Source organism: Corynebacterium sp. MSK039 (assembly GCF_030232315.1).
GTDB lineage: Bacteria > Actinomycetota > Actinomycetes > Mycobacteriales > Mycobacteriaceae > Corynebacterium.
The window spans coordinates 167,794-191,345 of sequence record NZ_JASPJL010000002.1; the positions used below are offsets into that span (position 1 = coordinate 167,794).

Here is a 23,552-nt window from a genome sequence, read left to right on the forward strand (position 1 = left end):
ACCGGGGCTCCGCAGGCCACGGGGTAGGGGTGTCTGCCCCCACGGCTACACTGGGGCGCTATGAGTACCACGGTCCGCCCATCGGCAAGCCAAAATACGTCCGCACCAGGGAATAGGGGGCACGCGGCTCCCGCGCTGTCGGGTGTGCTGCGGGCCGCCGCGCGCGACTCGAAGCTCAAGGGCCTGGTCACCCACATCGGTGCTGCGCAGTTGGCGATCCAAGGCCCGGACGCGGTGTGGCCCTTCGCCGTCGGCACGGTCGCCCAGCACGCCCCGGTGCTGGTCATCACCGCGACCGCCCGGCAGGCCGAGGACCTCACCGAGCAGCTCAAGGCCATGCTGGGCGACGAGGTGGAGCTCATGCCCGCCTGGGAGACCCTGCCGCACGAGCGCATCTCCCCGAACGTGGAGACCGTCTCCCAACGCATGAAGGTGCTCCGCCGCCTGCACCGGCAGACCGCCGGCGAGCTGGGGGAGACCGAGACCCGGATCCGGGTGGTTGTCGCGCCGGTGCGCACGCTGGTGCAGCCCATCCAGGACAGCCTCGGTGCCGTGACCCCCGTCCACCTCGCCGTCGACCAGGAGGTGGACTTCGAACAGATCCAGCACGAGCTGGTGGAGCGCGGCTACTCCGCGGTGGACGTGGTCGCCAAGCGCGGTCACTTCGCGGTGCGCGGCGGCATTCTCGACGTCTTCCCGGCAACGGGGGAGCTGCCCGTGCGCGTGGAATTCTGGGGCGACGAGGTCTCCGACATCCGGCCCTTCAGCGTCGGCGATCAGCGCACCATCCCAGGTGTTGAGCTCGACGAGGTCACCGTCTATCCAGCCCGCGAGCTGCTCATCACCGACTCCGTGGCCACCCGCGCCGCGGAACTGGCTAAGGAAAACGCCAGCTATGCCGAGCTGGCGGATGTGTACCACAAGATCAGTGAGAAGATCGCGGTGCCCGGCATGGAAGCACTGATCCCGAGCCTCCACGACGGTGAGCTGAAGCTCCTGCCGGAATTCCTGCCCGATGGCACGCACACCATCGTGCTGGCCCCGGCCGCTGTCGAGCGCCGCGCCGCAGACCTGAAGGAGACCGGCGAGCAGTTCCTCGAGGCCGGTTGGGAGGCCGCGGCCATGGGAGCGGACGCTCCTGCCGACGGCGTGGCCTACGTGTCCGTCGCCGCGGCCCGGCATGCCCAGGCAGCACTGGAGAGGCCGTGGTGGACGCTATCCCCGCTCGGCATGTTGGATTCCGACGAAGGCTTCGACGGCGACGCCCTCCTGCTGGATTACGACGCCGCGCCCCAGCCCCGCGGTGAGATGGAGGCCATCGAGCAGATGATGGCCGATATCCGCACCCGCGTGGAGGCCGGTGGCAGGGTCGCCTTCGCCGCCCCAACGCCCACCGTCGCTGCCCGCATGCTGCGTCGCTTCCACGAGGCAGGCATCGCCGCCGAAGCTGTGGGGGTGGACCTGCGCGGCCAGCGCGGCATCGGCCGCCAGGCCACATCCAAGGCGACCCCGGACCAGGAGCCGGCACCGAAGAAGGTCAGCATCTACCACGCGGTCGCCCACGATGGCCTCGTCTTCCCAATGGCTGGGGGAGACCAGCCTAGCCTGCTGTTCCTCACCGAAACAGACGTCACTGGCAACCGCGTGGAGGCGGCGGCGACCGGTAAGCGCAAGCCAGCCAAGCGCCGCAACCGTGTCGATCCGCTGGCCCTGGAGCCCGGCGACCTGGTGGTCCATGACTCCCACGGCATCGGCAAGTTTGTGAAGATGACCGAGCGCACCGTCGGCAAGGGGGCGGACGCCTCCCGCCGCGAGTACCTCGTCCTCGAATACGCACCCAGCAAGCGGGGAGGACCGGGCGACCAGCTCTACGTCCCCATGGACCAGCTCGACCTGCTGTCCCGCTACGTCGGCGGCGAGAAACCCGCCCTGTCCAAGATGGGTGGGGCGGATTGGAAGAACACCAAACGCAAGGCCCGCAAGGCCGTCCGGGAAATCGCCGGGGAGCTCGTGCAGCTCTACGCCCAGCGTCAAGCCGCGCCGGGCTACGCCTTCGCCCCGGATAGCCCGTGGCAGCGGGAGATGGAGGAGGCCTTCCCCTTCACGGAGACCGAGGACCAGTTCAACGCCATCGAAGCCGTGAAGTCCGACATGGAAAAGCCGGTGCCGATGGACCGCGTCATCGTGGGCGACGTGGGCTACGGCAAGACGGAGGTCGCGGTGCGTGCCGCCTTCAAGGCCGTTCAGTCGGGCAAGCAGGTCGCCGTCCTCGTCCCGACGACGCTGCTCGCGCAGCAGCACATGAAGACCTTCCGGGAGCGGATGCAGGACTTCCCGACCCGTATCGCGGAGCTGAGCCGGTTCACCACTCCTGCGCAGTCCAAGGAGATCCTCAAGGGGCTGGCCGAGGGGACCATCGACATCGTCGTGGGCACCCACCGCCTGCTGCAGACCGGCGTGACCTGGAAGAACCTGGGCCTCATCATCGTCGACGAGGAACAGCGCTTCGGCGTGGAGCACAAGGAGCACATCAAGTCCCTGCGTACCCACGTGGACGTCCTGACCATGTCCGCCACCCCGATCCCACGCACGCTGGAGATGTCCATGGCTGGCATCCGCGAAATGTCGACCATCCTCACACCGCCGCAGGACCGCCACCCCGTGCTGACCTACGTCGGAGCCCAGGAGGATAAGCACGTCGCTGCCGCAATCCGCCGCGAGCTGCTGCGCGACGGTCAGGTGTTCTACATCCACAACCGGGTGAAATCCATCGAGAAGGCGGCGGAGCACATCCGCAACCTCGTGCCCGAAGCCCGGGTCGTGGTCGCCCACGGCCAGATGAGCGAGGAGCAGCTGGAAACCACCGTGGAGGGCTTCTGGAACCGGGAGTTCGACATCCTGGTGTGCACCACCATCGTGGAGACCGGCCTGGACATCTCGAACGCCAACACCCTGATCGTGGAGAACGCCCACCACATGGGCCTATCCCAGCTGCACCAGCTGCGCGGGCGCGTGGGCCGGTCCCGGGAGCGTGCCTATGCCTACTTCCTCTATCCGAAGGGTGAGGTGCTCACCGAGACCTCCTACGACCGGCTGTCCACCATCGCGCAGAACAACGAGCTCGGCGCGGGCATGGCCGTCGCGATGAAGGACCTGGAGATGCGCGGCGCCGGCAACGTCCTTGGGGCCGAGCAGTCGGGGCACATCGCGGGAGTGGGCTTCGACCTCTATGTCCGCCTCGTTGGTGAGGCGGTGGAGGCCTTCCGTGCGATGGCCGACGGCAAGCCGGTGGACGGACGCGAGGAGGAGAAGAAGGAGATCCGCATTGACTTGCCGGTGGACGCGCACATCCCGGTGACCTACGTGGCCTCCGAGCGGCTCCGCCTGGAGGCTTACCGCAAGCTCGCGGAGGCGCAGGATGAGGACCAGATTGAGGAGGTGCTCACCGAGTTCCGGGATCGCTACGGCGAGCCGCCGGCCCAGGTGACCAACCTCGCGGTGCTGTCCCGGCTGCGGTTGATCTGCCGTGACCTGGGGGTCTCGGAGGTTGTGGCGACGGGATCTCGCATCAGCTTCAGCCCCATTGATCTGCAGGACTCCGGCCAGGTGCGGTTGAAGCGCCTATTCCCGGGGGCGACGTACCGGGCCACCACCAAGGTCGTGGTTATTCCGGCGCCGAAGGAGGGTGCGGGGATGCGGGCGGTCGCGTTGCGGGATGTGCCGCTGGCGCAGTGGTGTGCGAATGCACTCACCCAGCTGGCTGGGATCCCGGAACGGGACATCAGGGGAGGTAGTGCCCCGACGCGTTAGCCCCTCGGTGCGAAAACTTCCGAGTCACTAGCGTAAACTTTAGCCCCATGACAGTCGTACTCCTCGATCCTCGATTCCCCTCGATGATTCCCGTCGACGCCGTGACCCTGCTCAGTGGCAAGGTTTCCTATACGGAGGAGGTGCCGATCCGCATCCGCTGGGTCATCGGCGACCTCGGCGGACACACGGTCTACGAGTCCGACGTCCTCGTCACCACCGATCTGCGAAACGACCTGGTCATTGAGCGGATCGAGGAGGGCGACGAGCTGCTGGCAGCCCCGAGCCTGCTGGTGCACCTCGCCCCAGATCGGGAGATCGGGCCGCGGGATTCCGGTGAGCTCGCCCCGGCGCACACGCCCGCGCTGCCCTCCGCGGAGGCCATCGGCCAGGCGATGTCCGGGATGGGGGAGCAGGACCCGGCGGAGGCGCTGGAGTCTTATCAGCAGTACGTCGATGCCGTGGACGATGCCTATCAGCAGTCCGCGCACCTGTACCACCAGCCGAGCTCCCAGCAGGCGGATGCGGACTACGCCGCCGACGCCGCAGCCTCGGCTGCCTATAGTGGCGAGGGTTTCGTCGAGGGCGAGGTTCTTTCCGCTGATGAGCACACCGCCGCCGTGGCGGGTAGCCGCCGCACCGCGCGCACCGAGGTGCCCGAGTCCGTCATGGATGAGATCGAGGATGCCGTGGCGCTGATGGCCCGCGCACTGCGCCAGGGCAAGTGGGAGCAGTCCATGACCCACGCCGACCTGGTGCCCTTCCTGCGGGAGGAGACCGAGGAGTTGGCGAGCACCATCGAGCTGCGGGACGTCCTCGCCGCCGTGGGCTCCGAAGACCAGGCCGATGGTGATGGCGAGGTCCCCGAGTGGGCCGAGCAGGACCTCTGCGAGGAGCTTTCGGACGTGCTGCTGCAGGTGCTCTTCCACGCGGAGATCGCGAACCGCCGGGGCGCTTTCGACATCGGGCACGTGGCCGGCGCGTTCGTCGCGAAGCTGCGTGACCGCGCACCGTACCTTTTCGAGGATGTCGAGCGCGCGGTGGGTATTCAGGAGCAAAACGACCTGTGGCGTGCCGGTAAGCAGGCTCAGGAGCAGCGCAAGCGTGAGGCACACGGCCCAGCCTTCCGCGATTACCTGGACCGGAAGGCTGAGCTGAAGCAGCAGGCCGCTGAGCAGCAAGCTGATCAGTCGCAGCGTGGCCCGCTGGGTGCGCAGGCCACCGCCAAGGACGATAACGCTGGCCAGGGGGCGTCGGCGAAGTCGGCCAGCCCCGTCTCTCAGCCCGCCCAGACTGCACACGCGACCCAGGCACAGCCGCAGCAGGCAGCGCAGCCAGCCCCAGTCGCTCAGCCAGTTCAGGCAACCCAGCCGCGCCACACCTCCGCGCTGTCCGCAGCCGATGAGATCATCCGCGAGGCCCGCGAGCGCGGCCTGCGGGATGCAGACATCCCGACGGATATCCGCTACCCGATGGTCGGCCTCGAGCTCGACGAGCCAGGTGGGGCGGAGGACCGCCTGCTCAAGGCGGTTCAGAACTTCCGCCAGCAGCTCGACCGGATGGGACGCTAGAGCCTTCGCCGTGCGCCTTTCCGATCTTCCTTTCCGCTCGCAGGACTACCTCAAGGCGATCTTCGACGTCCAGGAGTGGAGCGGCACTGGAGTGGGGCTGACCCAGCTCGCTGCCAAGGTTGGCCAGCAGAACTCCACCGCCTCCGAGGCCGTGAAGCGGCTAGCGGCCCAGGGGCTAGTCAATCACCGCCCCTACGCGCCCATCACCCTGACGGACTTGGGTCATGAGCTCGCGATTCAGATGGTGCGCCGCCACCGGCTGATCGAAACCTATCTCTGCCGTGAGCTGGGCTATTCCCTCGATGAGGTTCACGACGAGGCCGAGGAGCTCGAGCACGCCGTCAGCGAGAAATTCCTCGCCCGCATCGACGAGCTGATGGGCTACCCGGACCGGGACCCGCACGGCGATCCGATCCCGAACGCGGCGGGCCAGCTCCCCGAAACCGAGTCCTTCCCGCTTTCCGAGGCAGCCGTCGGCGATGTGTTGTGCGTGGAGCGGGTCTCCGACTCCGATCCTGACCTGCTCCGTCACCTGGAGGGCAGTGGCGTGACCCCCGGGGTTCACATTCGCGTCGACCCCCGGCCTTTCGAAGCGCTCGCCGAATTCAGTATCGTGTCCGGTACGCGATCCGGTTCGGTGGTGTCCCTGCCCGCCGCGCAGTTAGCCGCGGTTCGGTGCATCCGTCCCGCGTAGCCCACCGCCACCGGTATCATTCTTTGCCTATGCCCAAATCACGCCGCAAGGGCGCTATTCAGCGCGCCAGCGGGAAGGAAGTCCTGTGAATCGCAACCGCTACGAGCCCGCGGCCTCGGTCCCACGCCGTCGCCGCTCCGGGTGCGCTGTGATGGGCTGCGGCGTCGTCGTGGTCGCCCTGCTGAGCATCATCGCCCTGGTGGGTTTTCTGGTGGCCGCCTTCACCGGAAACTCGCCGATCAAGGCCAATCGTCTTCCCATCCCGGACGACGTCCCGCCCGCCGCGGCAGCTCCTGCGCCGACCATTGATATTCATCAGCCGGGACGCACCGCCAACCAGCTGGCCCGTTGGGCGCGTGGTCAGGTGTCGGAGACGAACATCCCCTATCAGGCCCTGATCGCCTACGGGAATGCGGAGAACATCGCCCGCCAGACCCGCCCGGAGTGCGGGCTGCGTTGGAACACCCTCGCCGGCCTGGGCTTCGTGGAAACCAAGCACGGCTCCTACGCCGGTTGGACCCTGCGCGGCACGAAGCTCAATGATCAGGGAACCGCGGACCCGAAAATCTTCGGTCCCCAGCTCAACGGGGAGAAGTTCGCCCGCATCGAGGACACGGACGGCGGCAAGCTCGACGGGGACAAGGAATTCGACCGCGCGATGGGGCCGATGCAGTTCATCCCCGAAACCTGGCAGCACTACGGGGTGGACGCCAACGGCGACGGGGTGGCGGATCCGCAGAACATCGACGACGCAACTGCCGCGGCTGCCCGCTTGCTCTGCGACTTCGGCCGCGACTTGAGCACCCCGGAGGGGTGGACGCAGGCGATTCGCTCCTATAACCAGTCGGATCAGTACGTCCGCGACGTCCGCGACGCCGCGGCGAATTACGCGCTGGGGCAGGCCGCCAGCATCATGTAGCGCGCTGTAAAGGACTGGCTCCAGGGTGCGGTTTAACGCACCGACTCGCGCATAGCCCACTCGACGGCGTCGAGCGGCAGCTCCGGGTCGACGCCGTCGCGAGCCTCGCGCACCGCGGCGAGGTAGGTGCCGTAGTCCGCGGCGGACCAGTCGGAATCCTTCTCCAGGCCCGCGATCTTCGCGCGGTTGGAGCAGATCACCAGCGGCTTATCCTCACCGGCAGCCTGCGGGCCGGCAAGGAAGTAGGCGATATAGGAGGCGAACTTCGCCGGCAGCCCGATCTTCGTCAGCGCCTCGTACTGCGCTGCTGGCTCCTTGGACTCCAGGGTCGGGATCGTCTTGAGCAGGCTGGCGGCCTTGGCCTTGTTGCGCAGGAACTGCTGCAACGGCAGCACCGCCTGGGACTGACCCGCCCCGTAGGCGAAGGCAGCACCGATGAAGTCGATGACCCGATCCCGGGCGTAGCCGGAAGCAACGGCGTCTTCCGCGAAGCTAAACACTTCCGCGCGCGTGATGGAGGCGGTGGCGTCGTCCCGGAAGGGTGGGACATGGCGCAGGTGGAACGGCCAGCCGGACTTCCAGCGGCGAGGGGAGAAGGTGACCGAGTCGTTCATGACCTTCTCGGTGGTGGGGGACACTTTATTTACAGCATCAACGATCTGATTCATGGCCCCATTGTGGCAGAACGTGGCGCGAGGGCGAGGCGTGTGGGTCGATCGGAGGTCGAATGGCGGGCGCATGGCAAAATAGAGGTGGCTAGAATAGTTCCTGGCTTTCGGGTCCGGGGCCGGTGCGATGGTGCCCGGCTTACCCCCGCCCACGCCAGTGGTCAAAGCAACGTCGAATGTGCCTAGGAGGCAGACACAGATGGCCGGAATCCTTAACGTCAGCGCGCTGGAGATCATGGACTCCCGCGGTAACCCCACCGTCGAGGTCGAGGTCATCCTCGACGACGGTTCGATGGGCCGTGCCGCCGTGCCTTCGGGCGCGTCCACCGGTGTCCACGAGGCGCACGAGCTGCGCGACGGCGGCGATCGCTACCTGGGCAAGGGTGTTGCCAAGGCTGTCGAGTTCGTCAACACCGAGATCGACGACGCTCTGGCTGGCCTGGAGGCTGACGATCAGCGCCTCATCGACCAGACCCTGCTGGAGCTCGACGGCACCGAGAATAAGTCCCGCCTGGGCGCCAACGCCCTGCTCGGCGTGTCCATGGCCGTCGCCCACGCCGCCGCTGACTCCGCTGGCCTGGAGCTCTTCCGCTACGTCGGTGGCCCGAACGGCCACGTCCTGCCGGTGCCAATGATGAACATTCTCAACGGTGGCGCGCACGCGGACTCCGGCGTGGACGTCCAGGAGTTCATGATCGCCCCGATCGGCGCGGAGACCTTCGCCGAGGCACTGCAGGTCGGCGCCGAGGTCTACCACAGCCTCAAGGCCGTCATTAAGGCCAAGGGCCTGTCCACCGGCCTGGGCGACGAGGGCGGCTTCGCCCCATCCGTCGAGTCCACCAAGGCAGCCCTGGATCTCATCGTCGAGGCCATCGAGAAGGCCGGCTACACCCTGGGCGAGGACGTCGCCCTGGCTCTGGACGTGGCTTCCTCCGAGTTCTACGAAGACGGCGTGTACAACTTCGAGGGCGGCAAGCACAGCTCTGCCGAGATGGTTGAGGTCTACGCCGACCTGGTCGAGCAGTACCCGATTGTCTCCATCGAGGACCCGCTGGACGAGGACGACTGGGAGGGCTACGTCACCCTCACCGAGAAGCTCGGCGACAAGATCCAGATCGTGGGCGATGACCTCTTCGTCACCAACCCGGCCCGCCTGCAGGAGGGCATCGACCGTGGGGCGGCCAACGCCCTGCTGGTCAAGGTGAACCAGATCGGTACCCTCTCCGAGACCTTCGACGCCGTGGAGCTGGCACACCGCAACGGTTACCGCACCATGATGTCCCACCGCTCCGGCGAGACCGAGGACACCACCATCGCCGACCTGGCCGTCGCCCTGAACTGCGGCCAGATCAAGACCGGTGCCCCGGCTCGCTCCGAGCGCGTGGCGAAGTACAACCAGCTGCTGCGCATCGAGCGCTACCTGGAGAGCGCAGCAGTCTACGCGGGTCGCTCCGCTTTCCCCCGCTTCAAGAACTAGGGCGAGCGGACTAGAATAGCCCGTTATGACCCACCCCTCCCGCGATCATTCGCCCCGCCCCGCTGGCAGTGACCAGCGCGGTGGGGCGAACGCGGATTCAGCGGATTCCGCGGGCCAGCGGCTGCCGCAGGCCCGCTCCATGGAGCGCAATCAGGCCCGTCGCCGTCGGATGCGGCAGGTACCCAAGCGCGTGGCACGCCGCTTCGTCGCCCTGCCGTCCCGAATGAGCCCCGTTGCCGCGATCGTTGTGATCCTGGTGGTCGGTCTGATGGCCCTGTCCCTGGCCACCCCGCTGCGCAACTACTACGAACAGCGCACGGAGCTGGCCCAGCTGCAGAACACCATCCAGGAGCAGGAGCGCCACAAAGCGGAGCTCCAGGCGGAGCTCAACCGCTTCGAAAACGAGGACTACCTCAAGGAGCAGGCTCGCATCCGGCTCGGCGTGATCGAGCCCGGCGAGTCCGCCTACCGCATCATCTCGCCGAAGATCACCGGGGCGGCGGGGGAGGACGCCCCCGGGGCGGGGAAGAGCCCGTCGGAGCAGGAATACGAGAACAGCCCGTGGTTTAAGAAGCTGTGGGACTCCGTGGCCGTCGAACCTGGGGAGGAAGCTCCGGGCGACGCCGGTAGCGCCCCCGCCGGGCAGGGCGAGGATCAGGACCCCGGCGGCAACCCCGAGGGTGGCGAACAGCCAAGCGGCGATATGAAACTTCCGATCCTGCCCGAGAATCAGCCATAATCGCCGGAGTCGGCACGCCCCGCGGAAGAGCTTGGAAAGACCCAAGCCCGCGGGCTTTTTCAAGAGGAGAATGAATGACGGTCAGTCGTGAAGACCTGGACATCATGGCCGCCCAGCTCGGCCGAGAGCCGCGCGGCGCGGTGGAGGTCAGCTACCGAACCCCGGACGGCCAGCCAGCCGTCGTGAAGACCCACCCCCGGCTGCCGGACGGCACCCCGTTCCCGACGCTGTACTACCTCACCGACCCCCGACTGACCGCAGAGGCCAGCCGCCTGGAGGTCGCCGGCGTCATGAAGACAATGCAGGAACGCCTCGGTGAGGACGAGGAGCTGCAGCGGGACTACCAGGCTGCCCACGAGCACTACCTGGCCACGCGCAACGCAATGGAGGACCTCGGCACTGAGTTCTCGGGCGGGGGCATGCCCGATCGGGTGAAGTGCCTGCACGTCCTCATGGCCTACGCGCTGGCCGAGGGGCCGGAACGCCTCCGGCTCGGGACCGAGACCGTGGCGCTGGCCGTGGAGCACGACCCGAGCCTGTCCGGCACCGCGATCCCGGCCGATTGGCCGACCTCCGAGGAGCTGGGTATCTCCCTCGTCCAGGCCACTACCGTGGAGGGAGCGGAGAACACCGGCATGTTCCTGCCCGAGCGCGAACGAGACCAGAGGAGCTAGACACATGGCCCAGGCCGACGCCCCACGTCGCTTCGCCGCGATCGACTGCGGCACGAACTCCATCCGACTGCTCATCTCCGAGCGGGCGGCCGACGGGACGCTGACGGAGCTCAACCGCGATAACATCATCGTCCGGCTCGGTCAGGGTGTGGACGCCACGGGTGGTTTCGCACCGGAGGCCCTCCAACGTGTCGACGACGCCCTGGCCACCTACGCCCAGCGCATGGTGGACCACAACGTCGAGGACGTGATGATGGGGGCGACGAGCGCTACCCGCGATGCGAAGAACCGCGACGAGTTCTTCGCCATCACCGCCCGCCACCTGGGCCGGATCGTTGAGGGGCGCCAGGCTGAGGTCATCAGCGGCGAGCAGGAGGCGGAGCTAAGCTTCGCCGGGGCCGTCGCAGACCTGCCGTCCGGAACCCCGGAGCGCATCTGCGTCATCGACTTGGGTGGCGGCTCCACCGAGTTCGTCGTCCATGACGTCGACGCCGACGGCGCCGTCGCGGACACCGGTACGGTCGAGGCCTACTCCGCGAATATGGGCTGCGTTCGGCTCACCGAGCGCTATCTGCACAGCAATCCGCCGACCGCGGAGGAAATCGCAGCGGCGGAGGACTACGTCGCCGAGCAGATCCGCGAGGTGGAGGAGCACGTCGACCTCACCGGCGTGACTCGCCTGGTGGGTGTGGCCGGGACCATGACCACGCTCAGCGCGATCACGCAGGGGCTGGATAGCTACCAGCCGGAGAAGATCCACCTGAGTCGCTTGCCGCTGCGCACGTTCCGGGATACCGCCATCGACCTGCGGGATAAGACCGTCGACCAGCGCCTCGAGTGCGGTCCCATGCACCCCGGCCGCGCGGACGTCGTCGGAGGTGGCGCGGTGGTCATCGACGCGGTCGCCAGCCGCTTCCTGGCCCTGGGCGTCGAGGAGATCACGATCAGTGAGAAAGACATCCTCGATGGTATGTTGGCAAAAGTTATGCGCCGAAACGGCGCTTAGAATCCGTGCGCGCTAGCGCGCGGACCCTATGCCCCCATAGCCCAATTGGCAGAGGCAGCGGACTTAAAATCCGCCCAGTGTCGGTTCGAACCCGACTGGGGGTACGAAAAGCCAGGCTGGAGAGCGCCTCTCCCGCCTGGCTTCGCTAGTAGTGTTCGCTATTGCAGCCGGTGGCTGTGCGCCGCCGCCTAGCTGTTCTTTGTTGCCTTCTCGTCTTCCTTGGCTGCCTTCTCTTCGGCCTTGACGGCGGCCTTCTCGACCTTCTTCAGCTGCTTCTCGAGGTTGAAGTCGACCTCTGGCCACTCCAGCTTCATGTTTCGCAGCTCGTTGAGCAGCAGGTAGCGCACGACCAGGCGGGCGTAGTCCTGCTTATCGCTGGGCACGATGTACCACGGGGCAACATCGTTCGTCTTCTCAATGGCACGGGCATAAGCCTCTTGGTATTCATCCCACTTCTTCTGCACGCCGAGGTCGCTGGGGGAGTAGCGCCAGCGCTGCGCCGGGTTGCGGAGGCGGGAGAGGAAGCTCTTGGTCTGGAACTGCGGGGAAATGTGTAGGAGAACCTTGATGACACGGGTGCCGTCGGCCTCGAGCTTCTTCTCGAAGCGACGGATGGCGTCGTAGCGGCGGTCGATTTCCTCGACGTCGCTGAGCCCCTCCACGCGGGAGACCAGGACGTCTTCGTAGTAGGAGCGGTCGAAGATCGCGATCTCGCCGTTGCCCGGCAGCTCGTGGCGGATGCGGGACAGGAAGTCGCGGTTGTCGGTATCGTCGATCGACTCGACCGGTTCTGCGAAGGTGGCGACGTTCACGCCCTGCGGGGACACGGCCTGCAGGATCGCGTTGGTGGCACCGCTCTTACCGGAGGCGTCCACGCCCTGCAGGATGATGAGGATGCTGCCGACCTGCTCGTCGCTGGCACCGTTTGCGTAGAGCTTGGCCTGCTCGGCGCGCAGTTCCTCGGCGATCTTCTTATAGGCCTTGTTGACCCGCTTCTCGAACTTCTCGCCTTTGCCCCTCACCCCCGGGGTTTCGCGAGGGTTGAATGACTTGAGGTCGATGTTGCCCTTGGGCGCGCGCAGCCCGAGAGCGTTGTTCATTCCAAAGCTCATAACCCCAAGTTTAGCGGCTTCGGAGGCTTTGCTCAGCTCGACGGGGATGGTGCTGCTCGCAGGGTGCTCACTAGCATGGTGAGCATGGATAACGCAGCTTTGAATCAGGACCATTCCACCTCCGGCAACAGCGGCAATCGGCCGCTTGCGCTGATCACGGGTGCGTCCCGCGGCATTGGCCGGGCGATCGCGGAGGACCTTGCCCGCGATCACCGGCTCATCCTGTGCTGCTCCTCGGAGGCATCCGCGCACAGCCTGCGGGAGGATTTTCCGGACGCCCAGGTGGTCGCTGTGGACCTGTCCGATCCGGCGGCGTTAACGGAAGCTTTTTCTTCCGACGTCGCCCCGCAGCGTCTCGACCTGCTGGTGCACTCCGCGGGCGTGACGGGGCATGCTCCCATCGCCGAGGCACCGCTTCAGATGTGGCGGGAGGTGCTCGACGTCAACGTCATCGCCGTGGCCGAGCTGACGCGGTTGCTGCTCCCGGCGCTGCGTGAGGCGCGAGGCATGGTGATCGCCATCAACTCCGGGGCGGGGCACAACTCCGGCCCTGGCTATGGGCCCTATGCGGCCTCGAAGTTCGCTCTCAAGGCGATCATGGATGCCCTGCGCGAGGAGGAGCGGGGGAGGGTTCGGGTCAGCTCCGTGCACCCCGGGAAGGTCGATTCGGATATGCAGCGCGAGCTGCAAGCCCAGGCGGGCAACGATAGCTACGACCCGGGTGTCTACGTCCGCGCCGAGGACATCGCCGCCGCGGTGCGGCTGGCCGCCGAGATGGGGCCTGAGGCCTGCCTGGAGACCGTGAGCGTGCGACCGGTCGTGAAATAAGGGCGCGGCACCGCCGCTGAGTACGCCGCGAGCGCCTCTTCGCGGAGCCAGCGTTCCAGCAAGAAGCCCTCCCCGGCGAAGAATCCGTCGGGGAGGGCTGGCGCGCGTGTGCGGCGTACTTAGGGCAGCATGCGCAGCTTCTTGCCTGCCAGCAGTGCGGTGCTCATGATGCGCGCGTAGGCCTTGGCCCCCAGGCTCTCAGGACCGCGCATGGACATCCACCGTTGCTCGGTGATGTTCTGGCTATCGGTGTACTTCAGCAGCCCGGCCGCGCCGTGGCGGCCACCCATGCCAGAGTCCTTCATGCCGCCACTGGTGTTGTCGATGGCCGACCATGCGGCGGTGTAGCCGTCGTTGATGGAGACGGAACCGGCCCGGATCTGTGGGGCGATGCGGTGCCCCGTCTCGGGGCTGGCGAAGACGGAGGCGTTGAGTCCGTAGACGGTGTCGTTGGCGGCGTTGACCGCAGCCACCAAGTCGTCGACAACCTCGACGAAGACGACCGGACCGAAGACCTCCTCGGTGCGCAGCTTCGCGTCGGCGGGGACATCCGCGAGAACCGTGGGCTCGTAGAAGTAGGGGCCCAGGTCCGGGCGAGCCTTGCCGCCGGCGAGAACGCGGGCACCCTTGGCCACCGCGTCGTCCACGTAGCTGGTGACCGTATCCAGCTGCTGTTGGGAGGCCAGCGAACCCATCGCCACCTCCCAGTCGAAGCCGGGGCCAAGGGTCATGGCGCGCACGGCGTCGGCGAACTTGGCGCTGAACTCCTCGTACACCGGTCGCTCGACGTACACCCGCTCGATGGAGACGCACAGCTGGCCAGAGTTGGAGTAGCAGGCATCCACGACGCCGCGGACCGTGTAATCCATCTTCGCGTCCGCCGCGACGATCAGCGGGTTCTTGCCACCCAGCTCCGCGGAGAAACCGATCAGGCGGGAGCCCGCGGTGGCCCCGAGGATCTTGCCGGTGGCGGTAGACCCGGTGAACATCAGGAAGTCACACGTATTGGCGATCTCGCTGCCCACGACCCGGCCGGAGCCGGTGACCAGCTGGACGAGGTCGCGTGGCAGGCCGGCCTCGAAGAGCAGGCCGAATACCAGCAGGGAGGTAAACGGGGTCGCGGAGTCCGGCTTCGCGACCACCGCATTGCCCGCGATGAGTGCAGGCAGGGCGTCGGAGATGCCCAGAGTCAGCGGGTAGTTCCACGGGGAAATCTGGCCCACCACGCCCACGGGCTGGAAGTGCTGGCGGGACTTGGCGAGAACCGGAACCGCGGAGCGGCGGCGCTTCGGGCTCAGGATCTTCTCCGCGTTATTGGCGTAATAGCGGGAGTTATTCGCCACGTCCATGACCTCGTCGAATGCGGAGGCGCGGTTCTTACCGGTCTCCAGCTGCACCATGTCCATCAGCAGCTCGCGGTTCTTCAGGACGGCGTCGTGGAAACGCAGGAGGATGGCCTTGCGCTCCGAGAAGGGAACGTGAGCCCAGGAGCGCTGCGCTTGACGGGCGGCGTCGACGGCCCGGTGGACGTCCTCCTCATCGCCGGAACCGACCCAACCGAGGTGCTCCGCGGTGAAGGAGACCTCGACGTCGATCGTCTTCTCGGGCTTGGAACCATCGGCGGGCAGCTTATTGGCGGACAGCCCGCGCAGCGCCTCCTGGAAGTCTGCGGGGAGTGCGCCGAGGGACAGTCGCTTAGGGAATCGCAAAGCAGTCATGGGTGGAAATATACCTTTGCCGAGGAACCTATGAGGTGGGTTGAGAAAGAAAATCCGCAGCATCGGGAACTAAAAGAGGTTCATATGCGTTGGTACATTGTGAAGTAAGAACTTTTAACCGCCTGCCAGCTTCGTGGCGCGCCCCGGCATTCCCGGGAATCGCGCGTGGCATGGATCCTGGTTCGCGACCGGGCCGTGTAGGCGCCCCCCGCGGGTGCGTGCGTGGCGGTAAGAACGAGTTTTGACGAAGAAATCGAAAGTTGAGGCTTTCAGGTGCAGAAATCTAATCCATTCATGGCCGAACTGACCGGCCAGAACCGCCAGGGCCAGCAGCCGCAGGGCTACGGCCAGCCGGGCTACGGCCAGCAGGGCGGTGGCTACGGCCAGTTCGCCACCAGCGCCCGTGGTGCCGCTGCCACGGCGACCTACCAGGACGGGCTGCAGGATGCCGCGAATTACGGCCAGGCCGGCTCTGCCGACCGCCCGATTACCGTGGACGACGTGGTGGCGAAGACCGGCATCACGCTGGCCGTCATCGTCGTGCTGGCTGCGGCGAACTACTTCATCTTCGGCGCGAACCCGGCAACGGGCTCGATCCTCACCGTGGTCGGCGCCATCGGTGGCCTCATCACCGTGCTGGTCTCCGCCTTTGCGAAGAAGTACGGCTCCCCAGTGGTCACCCTGCTCTACGCAGGCTTCGAGGGCCTGTTCGTCGGTGGCTTTAGCTACATGCTCACCGGCATGGCGGTGGGGGATACCAACGCTGGCGCCATGATCAGCCAGGCGATCCTGGGAACCATCGGTGTGTTCGCCGGCATGCTCTTCGTCTACAAGACGGGTGCGATCCGCGTGACCCCGAAGTTCACGAAGTTCATGGTCGCCGCGCTGATCGGTGTGCTGGTTCTGGCGCTGGGCAGCATGATCATTGGCCTGTTCACCGGCGGTGCTGGTCCGCTGCGCGACGGCTCCCCGCTGTCCTGGATCTTCTCCCTGCTGTGCATCGGCCTCGCTGCGCTGAGCTTCCTGCAGGACTTCGACGCCGCCGACCGCCTCGTCCGCGCCGGTGCGCCGTCCAAGATGGCCTGGGGCGTGGCCCTCGGCCTGGCCGTGACCCTGGTCTGGCTGTACACCGAGATCCTGCGCCTGCTGTCCTACATCAATAGGGACTAGCGGCAGCAGCCAGAGAACACTCGCCCTTGGGGAAACCCCAAGGGCGTTTCTCATGGGTATCCCAGGTGCCGGTTTCGTCGAGCTGCGCCCGCGCGTGACCAGATCTTGATAGCGTGAGCAGGTCAATGAATATTAAACAGCTGGGCGCACAAGAGCTGACCCAGCTAGCAAGGAGCGCCGATGAGCTTCGGCGAAAAACCCCGTCCCACTAAGCCCCAGCCCGCGACCGGGCTGCTCAAGACTGGGAAAAGTTCCCAAGTCGGCTTGTACCCCCACGACCTGCACCCCGGACTGGTCCCGGGCTTAAGCGTCGAGGATCAAAACAAGAACTTCGCGCTGGACCGCGTCGTCTTCTTTGTTACCGCCACCTTCATCGTGGCCTTCATCGCCTGGGGCATCGCCTCCCCGGACTCGGTTTCCACAGCGTCGGCGGCCGCCTACGACTGGGCGATGAATAACGCCGCATGGCTGCTCAACCTCGTGATGAGCTTGGGCATCATCGTCATGCTCTACCTGGCATTCTCCCGGTACGGCCAGATCCCGTTGGGCCGGGACGACGAGGAACCAGAGTTCTCCCGATACTCGTGGATCGCGATGATGTTCGGCGCGGGCATCGGCGTGGGCGTGTTCTTCTTCGGCCCCTCCGAGCCCCTGGCGTACTATCTCTCGCCACCGCCTGAGACCGTCGACGCGGAAACCCCTGCTGCCCTGCACCAAGCGCTGGCCCAGTCCCACTTCCACTGGGGGCTATCCATCTGGGGCCTCTACGCGCTGGTGGGCGGAGCGCTGGCCTATTCCACCTACCGCCGTGGGCGCCCCTCGCTGCTGAGCTCCGTGTTTCGACCCCTGCTGGGAACCCAGCCGAATGAGGGGATCGCGGGCCGGGTGATCGACATGATGGCGATCGTCGCCACCCTCTTCGGCACCGCCGCCACCCTGGGTCTATCCGCCCTGCAGATCGCCCAAGGTGTGGAGATCATCTCCGGGGCAGGCCCGCTGGCCAATAATGCGGTCATCGCCATCATTGGTGTGCTCGGCGTGGCCTTCGTCATCAGCGCCGTCTCCGGCGTGGCCCGGGGTATCCGCTACCTGTCGAATATCAACATCACGCTCACACTGCTGCTCGTGGCCTTCGTGTTCCTCTTCGGCCCGAGCCTCTTCCTGCTGAACCTGGTGCCATCCGGGGTTGCGACCTATATCGATCAGCTGCTGCCGATGATGGGCAAGTCCCTGTCCTGGGGTCAGGAGACCCTCGAGTTCCAGGGCGCGTGGACGGCCTTTTACTGGGCCTGGTGGATCGCCTGGACCCCATTCGTCGGCATGTTCATCGCCCGCATCTCCCGGGGCCGCACCATCCGGGAGTTCGCGCTGGCAACGATCGCCGGACCGACCGCCATCCTGGTCCTGGCCTTCACTATCTTTGGTGGCGCCTCCATCACGTTCAGCCGGGAAGGCCGAGAGATGTTCGACGGCTCCGCGAATTCCGAGCAGGTTCTCTTCGCTCTCTTCGACCAGCTGCCCCTGAACACGATCACCCCGTTCCTGCTGATCGCGGTTCTCACGATCTTCTTCGTGACGTCCGCGGACTCCGCATCCGTGGTGATGGGAACCATGTCCTCCCAGGGCAACCCTGCGCCGAACAAACTGGTCGTGGTGTTCTGGGGTGCGTGCATGATGGGTATTGCCACGGTGATGCTGCTGGCCGGCGGGGAAACCGCACTGACAGCGCTGCAGAACCTCACGATCCTCATCGCGCTGCCGTTCTCGGTTGTTCTGCTGGTGATGACCGTGGCCTTCCTCAAGGACCTGCGCACCGACCCTGCGGCGATCCGTAAGGACTACGCCAGCACCGCGGTGGAAAATGCGGTGGTTCGTGGCCTGGAGGAGCACGGCGATGACTTCGAGTTCACCGTCGCTTCCGCCCCGGAGGGCAGGGGAGCGGGTGCCCACTTCGATTCCTCCTCTGAGGACGTCACCGACTGGTACCAGCGCGTGGACGAGGAGGGCGAAGAGATCGCCTACGACCATGAGACCAAGCGGTGGGCGGACCAGGAAGAAAACGCTGCGGATGCACCGGTTGATTCGGTAGACACCGCGTCACCTGATGCTGGTGAGCGCTCGGCGGAGCACCCGGAGCGTTAACACCGCCAGCCGACTCTGGCAGCGGCAGCAAGGCACAAAGAAACCCTCGGCCCTGGAAAATCCAGGGCCGAGGGTTTCTCGCTGCCGGAGTGCGGCAGTGTCGCGTCAGAACTACTTCTGCATCGCGCGCGGAATATCCAGATCTGGGTTATACGGCTCGGCCTCCACGAGGGTGACGCGCACCGTGTCGCCGGTCGGGGTCTCGTACTCGCGGGTCTCGCCGACCTTCGCGCCGACCAGGGCGGCGCCCAGCGGGGCGTCGGTGGAGTAGGTCTCCAGCTCCGGGTTGGAGGACTCCAGGCCGCGGGTACCGATCAGGAAGGTTTCCTTGTCCTCCTCATCGTCGTCGTAGTAGACGTGCACGACGGTGCCGACCAGCGCGACGCCGGACTCCTGCGGAGCCTCACCGATGGTGGCGTTGTCCAGCAGCTCCTCGAGGTAAGCGATGCGGGCCTCCTCCTGGCCCTGCTGCTCGCGGGCGGCGTGGTAGCCACCGTTCTCCTTGAGGTCACCCTCCTCGCGGCGCTCATTGATCTCTGCGGCCAGGACCGGGCGGTTCTCCTTCAGGGCGAACAGTTCCGCGTTGAGTCGGTCGTAGGATTCTTGGGTGAGCCAGGTGGTCTGATTGTCTGCCATCTGCGCCATCCTCCTTGGAAATTATGTCAGTAATTTTCAGCTAATCCGGGCAATCACGGTCCATGCACCGTCCCCGGCGGTAGCGCCTTAGGCGGCGATAGCTTTGCAGGAATAGTCCCACGGTTTCGCCGACGCCTGCCGGTTCTCGCTTGTCCGGGCGTATTCTAGCACCGAATAGGCGCGAAAACTTCAGCCGACGCGTCGTCGGTTGCCCGTTCTTCGGTGGGCTACTGCTTCAAGTGGGAGGGGATGACCGAGGAGCAGCCGTAGATCTTCCCGGCGTAGCCCGGCACGCGAGTGTTGATATCCACCGAGTGGCGGGAGGTCTTCGGCCCACCGGCTGGGACGTAGAACTCGCGGCGACCGACTTCATTCTTGTCGTAGTCCATCGCGGTGACGATGCAATAAGCCGGCTGCGACGGATCCTCGCGGGTGACGTCGACGCGCATGTTCAGCCGGGTGTCGGACACCACGGAACCGCCGGACTCGACCGCGGTGACGTCCGCCGAGGACGCGTTCATGAACTGGCTGACCGCGTAGGCCATCGCGCCGGCGATGAGGACGACCAGCGCGATGACCAGCACCTTGCCGGCGAAGGGGCGGTTGCGCTCAGCGCCGTAGCGGGCCTTCAGGGCATCGTCCGCGGGCATCTGCGCACCGCCCGGGCGGGAGTTGGGAACCGAAGGGGAAGCATCAGAGGTCATGGTGTTTTACATTCTAGGCAATACGGCCGTAAAAGCAGATTTCCTCAACCTGGGTCGACCGGCTCCTGTGGTTGAAGCGTGGTGGGGCGGTGCGTTGTGACTTCTCTTCATCGTGCGTGGAACAATATGGAAGTATGACTGATTCGACGACGAGCGGCGCCCAGAGCGGTTACCGCGTGCTGGCGATTCACGCCCACCCGGATGATGAATCCAGCAAGGGTGCGGCGACGATGGCTCGCTATATCGACGAAGGCCACCGAGTCCGCGTGCTGACCTGCACGGGCGGCGAGGAAGGCAGCATCCTCAACCCCAGGATGGACCGCCCCGAGGTGCACGAGAACCTGGTGGCCGTGCGCCGGGAGGAAATGGCCCGCGCCGCAGAGATCCTGGGGGTGGAGCACCGCTGGCTGGGCTACCTGGACTCCGGACTGCCGGAATCCGGAAAGCGGGAGGACCTCCCGGACGGCTGCTTTGCGCTGCAGGACGTCGACGAGGTGGCCGCCGACGTGGTTGCACAGATCCGCGAGTTCCAGCCGCACGTGATCATCACCTATGACGAAAACGGTGGCTACCCGCACCCGGATCACCTGATGGTGCACGCGGTATCCATGCGCGCCTGGGAACTGGCAGGAGACCCCGAGTATCGACCCGACTTGGGTGAAGCCTGGGCTCCGCTGAAGCTGTACTACACGCACGGTTTCGTGGTGACCCGCTTTAACATGCTCGCCGAGGCGGTAGCCCAGCGGCAGGCCAACGGCGAGATGACCCTGCGCGAGTACCAGCACACCATGACGCAGCTGGCTTTCTGGCGTGCAAAGCAGGACGTCTACCCCCGAGTGACGACCCGCGTGAACGCTGCCGATTGGTTCGATCGCCGTGATGCCGCGCTGACCGCACATGCCACCCAGATCGACCCGGACGGGCCGTTCTTCGGCGTGGACGTGGACGTGCAGCGCGAGACGTGGCCCACGGAGGAGTTCGAATTAGCGAAGACCCGGGTGGCCACTACACTGCCAGAGAGAGAACTCACCGCGGGCTTGCCGCCGGTGGGCAGCGCCGATGCACTCAGCCAGAGCCAGCCGCCAGAGGTGCCGGTGCGCCCCGAGCAGTAGGATTTCCGCTAGAGAATTTTTAGCCCAGTACTCACACACGGCTTGACCGCCGCCGAAGGGAATGGATGACATGTTCGCAGCTCTTTCGACCCCTGCTCTGCCAGCAGCGGATCTGGTGACCGCAGGGGCGGCGTACACGACCACTGTTATCGCCCAGGGACCAACCCCCAATACGGGCCCGCGCGGCGAGGAATTCGGCAAGGCCTCGCCGGTCGGGCTGTTCGTCATCCTAGGGCTGCTCTTCGTGGTCATCGTCATCGGATTCGGCATGAATCGCAGGCTGCGCCGTTTGGAACGCCGCCGCGCCTTCGCCGAGCAGCACGGCATCGACGTGTTCGATGAGGAGCGGCTCAACAAGGCCATGGAGGAGAGCGGCTACGAGGAGTACGCGAAGGGCGGAGCGATGTTCGCCCGCACCGAGGTGCCGCAGACCGATGCTCGTTTCGAGCCCGCCTCCGGGATTGGAACGCAGCTCACCGGGCCCGACGCGATCGACGCGGAGCGCGCGAAGGCCGAGGAAGAAGACGAAGACGAGAATCCTGCACGCTAAGCGAGAGGGTTAATTATCGTGCGTCTACCAAAGCTTGCGGCAGCGATCGGGCGAACCGAGCCACTGAAGAGGCTCGCCAGCCTGCTCTATCCCGCCTACGAGGCGCGGCTGGCTCGCTCTCTGCGGGATCTGCCGCGCCCGGCCCACATCGCCATCATGGCCGACGGCAACCGTCGCTGGGCCAGGGAGAACGGCTTCACCGACGTTTCCCATGGGCATCGCGTGGGTGCCCGCAAGATCGCCGAGATGTGCAATTGGTGCGACGAGATGGGCATCGCCTCGGTGACCGTGTACCTGCTCAGCACAGAGAACCTCAAGCGTAAGCCGGAGGAACTCGAGCTCCTGGTCAAAATCATTGGGGACGTCACCGACGAGCTTGGGCAGGCGAAGGCTGGCTTCCGCGTGCGCTCCGTGGGGCACCTCGAGCTGCTGCCGCAGCAGCTGCGGGAACGCCTGGAATACAACGAGCAGCTCACCGCCAATAACACGGGCGTATGCGTCAACGTCGCCGTCGGCTACGGCGGACGTCAGGAGATCGTCGACGCGGTGCGAGACACCGTCGCGGAACTCGCTGCGGACGGCACGCCGGCGGACGAGATCGCCGAGAAGATCACCGTCGACTCCCTGGGTAATCACATGTACACCAAGGGGCAGCCGGACCCGGATCTGGTGATTCGGACCTCGGGGGAGCAGCGGCTCTCGGGCTTTCTGCTGTGGCAGTCCGCCTACTCCGAGATTTGGTTCACGGACACCTACTGGCCGGCCTTCCGGCGGGTGGACTTCCTCCGCGCGCTGCGGGAGTACTCCCAGCGTCACCGCCGCTTCGGACTCTAGACCAGCGCTGTGCTGGTCGCCCGGCACAGTCACAGACGGGCCGGGGCAGTGCCAAGCTGGGGAGCGAGGCTAGATCTTGCGCATCCGCACCCGGTCGACGAGATGATCTGCGCCCTTGCGCATCACCAGGCTGGCCCGGATCCGGGTCGGCAGGATGTTCTCCATGAGGTTCGGCAGGTTCACCGTCTGCCAGATCTCCCGGGCCACCTGGGAGGCCTGTGCATCGCTCAGCCCAGCGAGGTGGTGGAAGTGGGCGTCCGGGTCCTTGAAGGCGGTGTTTTTCAGCCGCAGGAATCGGGAGATGTACCAGTCCTCAATGTCCTCGACCCGGGCGTCGACATAGACGGAGAAGTCGAAAAGGTCGCTGACCATGAGGGTGGGCCCTGTCTGCAGCACGTTGAGCCCTTCGACAATGAGGATGTCTGGCTGGTCGACGACCTCGAACTCGCCGGCAATCCGGTCGTAGGCCTCGTGCGAGTAGACCGGTGCTTTGACGTTGCGGGCTCCTGATTTCACCTTGGTCACGAAGTTCAGCAGCGCCTGCTGGTCATAGGACTCGGGGAAGCCCTTGCGGTGCAGCAGGCGGCGGCGTTCCAGCTCGGCGGTGGGGAAGAGGAAGCCATCCGTGGTGATCAGATCCACCCTGGGGCTGGACTCCCAGCGCTGCAGCAGCACCTGGAGCACACGCGCGGTGGTGGACTTTCCGACGGCCACAGAGCCGGACACACCGATGATGTACGGCGTGGGAGGCATCGGCTCGCCGATGAAGGTCTCGGTGGCCTGATTCAGGCTGCGCTGTGCCTCGACCCGCAGGTTGATGAGGCGGGAGAGCGGCAGGTAGACCTCGCTGACCTCGTCCAGGTCAATCTCGTCGCCGATGCCGCGCAGCTGGTCGAGCTCCGATTCGCTCAAGACCTGTGGCATGGACTTGCGGAGTTCGCGCCACTGGCTCCTCTTGAGCTCGATGAAGGGCGATACAGCCGCGTCCGCGGAGGCGCGCTGGGGCGTACGATTCATGGCCTCATTGTGCCTGTGTGGGGGGAGATAACCCAAATGTGCTAGGTGCGCTGTGACCTGCGTCCGGGGCAGACGCTAAGATGTGGGGCGCAACGCAACAACACCTTCTACCCCCAAGGATCGGTCTGCATTCTTGGTGGTATACACCCTTTTTGAAGGAAGGCCGACGGAAAC

General features: G+C 65.9%; 20 protein-coding genes and 1 tRNA gene. 15 read left to right on the forward strand and 6 right to left on the reverse strand.

From position 1 onward, the window contains the following. Positions 1-60 precede the first annotated feature (60 nt). The 4 genes from mfd to QP997_RS02405 all read left to right on the forward strand — a co-directional run bounded on the left by mfd (position 61) and on the right by QP997_RS02405 (position 6,991). The gene (gene mfd, locus QP997_RS02390) at positions 61-3,810 is read left to right on the forward strand and encodes a transcription-repair coupling factor (RefSeq protein ID WP_284846094.1); all 3,750 of its coding nucleotides are present in this window, start codon (positions 61-63) and stop codon (positions 3,808-3,810) included. A 47-nt stretch (positions 3,811-3,857) separates the two neighbouring features. After that, a complete protein-coding gene (locus QP997_RS02395) occupies positions 3,858-5,378 on the forward strand; it encodes a MazG nucleotide pyrophosphohydrolase domain-containing protein (RefSeq protein ID WP_284846095.1) in 1,521 nt (506 codons plus the stop codon). A 10-nt stretch (positions 5,379-5,388) separates the two neighbouring features. Next, a complete protein-coding gene (locus QP997_RS02400) occupies positions 5,389-6,072 on the forward strand; it encodes a metal-dependent transcriptional regulator (protein ID WP_284758789.1) in 684 nt (227 codons plus the stop codon). A 151-nt stretch (positions 6,073-6,223) separates the two neighbouring features. After that, on the forward strand, positions 6,224-6,991 hold the full coding sequence (locus QP997_RS02405; protein ID WP_148813079.1) for a lytic transglycosylase domain-containing protein: 768 nt from the start codon (positions 6,224-6,226) through the stop codon (positions 6,989-6,991). Between the two features lie 32 nt (positions 6,992-7,023). Here QP997_RS02405 and QP997_RS02410 read toward each other — a convergent pair whose 3' ends face one another. Beyond that, positions 7,024-7,659 carry an 8-oxoguanine DNA glycosylase OGG fold protein gene (locus tag QP997_RS02410; RefSeq protein WP_284846096.1) on the reverse strand — a complete coding sequence of 212 codons (636 nt, stop codon included), beginning with the start codon at positions 7,657-7,659 and terminating at the stop codon, positions 7,024-7,026. Between the two features lie 199 nt (positions 7,660-7,858). Here QP997_RS02410 and eno point away from each other — a divergent pair, with 199 nt between their 5' ends. The 5 genes from eno (at position 7,859) to QP997_RS02435 (ending at position 11,659) form a co-directional block, all read left to right on the forward strand. Then, on the forward strand, positions 7,859-9,136 hold the full coding sequence (eno, locus tag QP997_RS02415; protein WP_284846097.1) for a phosphopyruvate hydratase: 1,278 nt from the start codon (positions 7,859-7,861) through the stop codon (positions 9,134-9,136). A 25-nt stretch (positions 9,137-9,161) separates the two neighbouring features. Further along, the gene (locus QP997_RS02420; RefSeq protein ID WP_284846098.1) at positions 9,162-9,875 is read left to right on the forward strand and encodes an FtsB family cell division protein; all 714 of its coding nucleotides are present in this window, start codon (positions 9,162-9,164) and stop codon (positions 9,873-9,875) included. Between the two features lie 74 nt (positions 9,876-9,949). Continuing rightward, positions 9,950-10,549 carry a DUF501 domain-containing protein gene (locus tag QP997_RS02425; RefSeq protein ID WP_070758619.1) on the forward strand — a complete coding sequence of 200 codons (600 nt, stop codon included), beginning with the start codon at positions 9,950-9,952 and terminating at the stop codon, positions 10,547-10,549. Between the two features lie 4 nt (positions 10,550-10,553). Then, positions 10,554-11,555 carry a Ppx/GppA phosphatase family protein gene (locus tag QP997_RS02430; protein ID WP_284846099.1) on the forward strand — a complete coding sequence of 334 codons (1,002 nt, stop codon included), beginning with the start codon at positions 10,554-10,556 and terminating at the stop codon, positions 11,553-11,555. A gap of 30 nt (positions 11,556-11,585) precedes the next feature. Beyond that, positions 11,586-11,659, forward strand: a tRNA-Leu gene (locus QP997_RS02435). A gap of 84 nt (positions 11,660-11,743) precedes the next feature. Here QP997_RS02435 and QP997_RS02440 read toward each other — a convergent pair. Further along, on the reverse strand, positions 11,744-12,667 hold the full coding sequence (locus QP997_RS02440) for a PPK2 family polyphosphate kinase (protein ID WP_284846100.1): 924 nt from the start codon (positions 12,665-12,667) through the stop codon (positions 11,744-11,746). Between the two features lie 75 nt (positions 12,668-12,742). Here QP997_RS02440 and QP997_RS02445 point away from each other — a divergent pair, with 75 nt between their 5' ends. Beyond that, positions 12,743-13,495 carry an SDR family oxidoreductase gene (locus QP997_RS02445; protein WP_284846204.1) on the forward strand — a complete coding sequence of 251 codons (753 nt, stop codon included), beginning with the start codon at positions 12,743-12,745 and terminating at the stop codon, positions 13,493-13,495. Between the two features lie 119 nt (positions 13,496-13,614). Here the strand turns inward: QP997_RS02445 and QP997_RS02450 are convergent, their stop codons facing one another. Then, positions 13,615-15,213 carry a succinic semialdehyde dehydrogenase gene (locus tag QP997_RS02450; protein WP_070758615.1) on the reverse strand — a complete coding sequence of 533 codons (1,599 nt, stop codon included), beginning with the start codon at positions 15,211-15,213 and terminating at the stop codon, positions 13,615-13,617. Between the two features lie 273 nt (positions 15,214-15,486). Between QP997_RS02450 and QP997_RS02455 the strand changes: the two genes are divergently transcribed. Both QP997_RS02455 and QP997_RS02460 read left to right on the forward strand, forming a co-directional pair. Then, positions 15,487-16,383 (forward strand): Bax inhibitor-1/YccA family protein, encoded by an 897-nt coding sequence (locus tag QP997_RS02455; RefSeq protein WP_284846101.1) that lies wholly within the window; start codon positions 15,487-15,489, stop codon positions 16,381-16,383. Between the two features lie 180 nt (positions 16,384-16,563). Then, positions 16,564-18,525 (forward strand): BCCT family transporter, encoded by a 1,962-nt coding sequence (locus QP997_RS02460; protein ID WP_284846102.1) that lies wholly within the window; start codon positions 16,564-16,566, stop codon positions 18,523-18,525. Positions 18,526-18,636: 111 nt separating this feature from the next. Here the strand turns inward: QP997_RS02460 and greA are convergent, their stop codons facing one another. Beyond that, on the reverse strand, positions 18,637-19,161 hold the full coding sequence (gene greA / locus QP997_RS02465) for a transcription elongation factor GreA (protein ID WP_012359850.1): 525 nt from the start codon (positions 19,159-19,161) through the stop codon (positions 18,637-18,639). A 227-nt stretch (positions 19,162-19,388) separates the two neighbouring features. Beyond that, on the reverse strand, positions 19,389-19,865 hold the full coding sequence (locus QP997_RS02470) for a DUF4307 domain-containing protein (RefSeq protein ID WP_284846103.1): 477 nt from the start codon (positions 19,863-19,865) through the stop codon (positions 19,389-19,391). A 134-nt stretch (positions 19,866-19,999) separates the two neighbouring features. Here QP997_RS02470 and mca point away from each other — a divergent pair, with 134 nt between their 5' ends. From mca to QP997_RS02485, 3 genes are all read left to right on the forward strand, one after another. Then, a complete protein-coding gene (gene mca / locus QP997_RS02475) occupies positions 20,000-20,977 on the forward strand; it encodes a mycothiol conjugate amidase Mca (protein ID WP_284846104.1) in 978 nt (325 codons plus the stop codon). 70 nt (positions 20,978-21,047) lie between these two features. Then, the gene (locus QP997_RS02480) at positions 21,048-21,527 is read left to right on the forward strand and encodes a hypothetical protein (protein WP_070761841.1); all 480 of its coding nucleotides are present in this window, start codon (positions 21,048-21,050) and stop codon (positions 21,525-21,527) included. A gap of 45 nt (positions 21,528-21,572) precedes the next feature. Continuing rightward, positions 21,573-22,361 (forward strand): isoprenyl transferase, encoded by a 789-nt coding sequence (locus QP997_RS02485; RefSeq protein WP_284846205.1) that lies wholly within the window; start codon positions 21,573-21,575, stop codon positions 22,359-22,361. Positions 22,362-22,430: 69 nt separating this feature from the next. Here the strand turns inward: QP997_RS02485 and coaA are convergent, their stop codons facing one another. After that, positions 22,431-23,378, reverse strand: a complete 948-nt coding sequence (gene coaA, locus QP997_RS02490; RefSeq protein WP_070758610.1) for a type I pantothenate kinase — start codon at positions 23,376-23,378, stop codon at positions 22,431-22,433. Positions 23,379-23,552 lie beyond the last annotated feature (174 nt).

Excerpts from the sequence above, each read along its gene's own strand:
- mfd (WP_284846094.1), top strand. The coding sequence starts at position 61 with ATGAGTACCACGGTCCGCCCATCGGCAAGCCAAAATACGTCCGCACCA.
- QP997_RS02395 (WP_284846095.1), top strand. The coding sequence starts at position 3,858 with ATGACAGTCGTACTCCTCGATCCTCGATTCCCCTCGATGATTCCCGTC.
- QP997_RS02405 (WP_148813079.1), top strand. The coding sequence starts at position 6,224 with ATGGGCTGCGGCGTCGTCGTGGTCGCCCTGCTGAGCATCATCGCCCTG.
- QP997_RS02410 (WP_284846096.1), bottom strand. The coding sequence starts at position 7,659 with ATGAATCAGATCGTTGATGCTGTAAATAAAGTGTCCCCCACCACCGAG.
- eno (WP_284846097.1), top strand. The coding sequence starts at position 7,859 with ATGGCCGGAATCCTTAACGTCAGCGCGCTGGAGATCATGGACTCCCGC.
- QP997_RS02420 (WP_284846098.1), top strand. The coding sequence starts at position 9,162 with ATGACCCACCCCTCCCGCGATCATTCGCCCCGCCCCGCTGGCAGTGAC.
- QP997_RS02425 (WP_070758619.1), top strand. The coding sequence starts at position 9,950 with ATGACGGTCAGTCGTGAAGACCTGGACATCATGGCCGCCCAGCTCGGC.
- QP997_RS02430 (WP_284846099.1), top strand. The coding sequence starts at position 10,554 with ATGGCCCAGGCCGACGCCCCACGTCGCTTCGCCGCGATCGACTGCGGC.
- QP997_RS02440 (WP_284846100.1), bottom strand. The coding sequence starts at position 12,667 with ATGAGCTTTGGAATGAACAACGCTCTCGGGCTGCGCGCGCCCAAGGGC.
- QP997_RS02445 (WP_284846204.1), top strand. The coding sequence starts at position 12,743 with ATGGTGAGCATGGATAACGCAGCTTTGAATCAGGACCATTCCACCTCC.
- QP997_RS02450 (WP_070758615.1), bottom strand. The coding sequence starts at position 15,213 with ATGACTGCTTTGCGATTCCCTAAGCGACTGTCCCTCGGCGCACTCCCC.
- QP997_RS02460 (WP_284846102.1), top strand. The coding sequence starts at position 16,564 with ATGAGCTTCGGCGAAAAACCCCGTCCCACTAAGCCCCAGCCCGCGACC.
- greA (WP_012359850.1), bottom strand. The coding sequence starts at position 19,161 with ATGGCAGACAATCAGACCACCTGGCTCACCCAAGAATCCTACGACCGA.
- QP997_RS02470 (WP_284846103.1), bottom strand. The coding sequence starts at position 19,865 with ATGACCTCTGATGCTTCCCCTTCGGTTCCCAACTCCCGCCCGGGCGGT.
- mca (WP_284846104.1), top strand. The coding sequence starts at position 20,000 with ATGACTGATTCGACGACGAGCGGCGCCCAGAGCGGTTACCGCGTGCTG.
- QP997_RS02480 (WP_070761841.1), top strand. The coding sequence starts at position 21,048 with ATGTTCGCAGCTCTTTCGACCCCTGCTCTGCCAGCAGCGGATCTGGTG.
- coaA (WP_070758610.1), bottom strand. The coding sequence starts at position 23,378 with ATGAATCGTACGCCCCAGCGCGCCTCCGCGGACGCGGCTGTATCGCCC.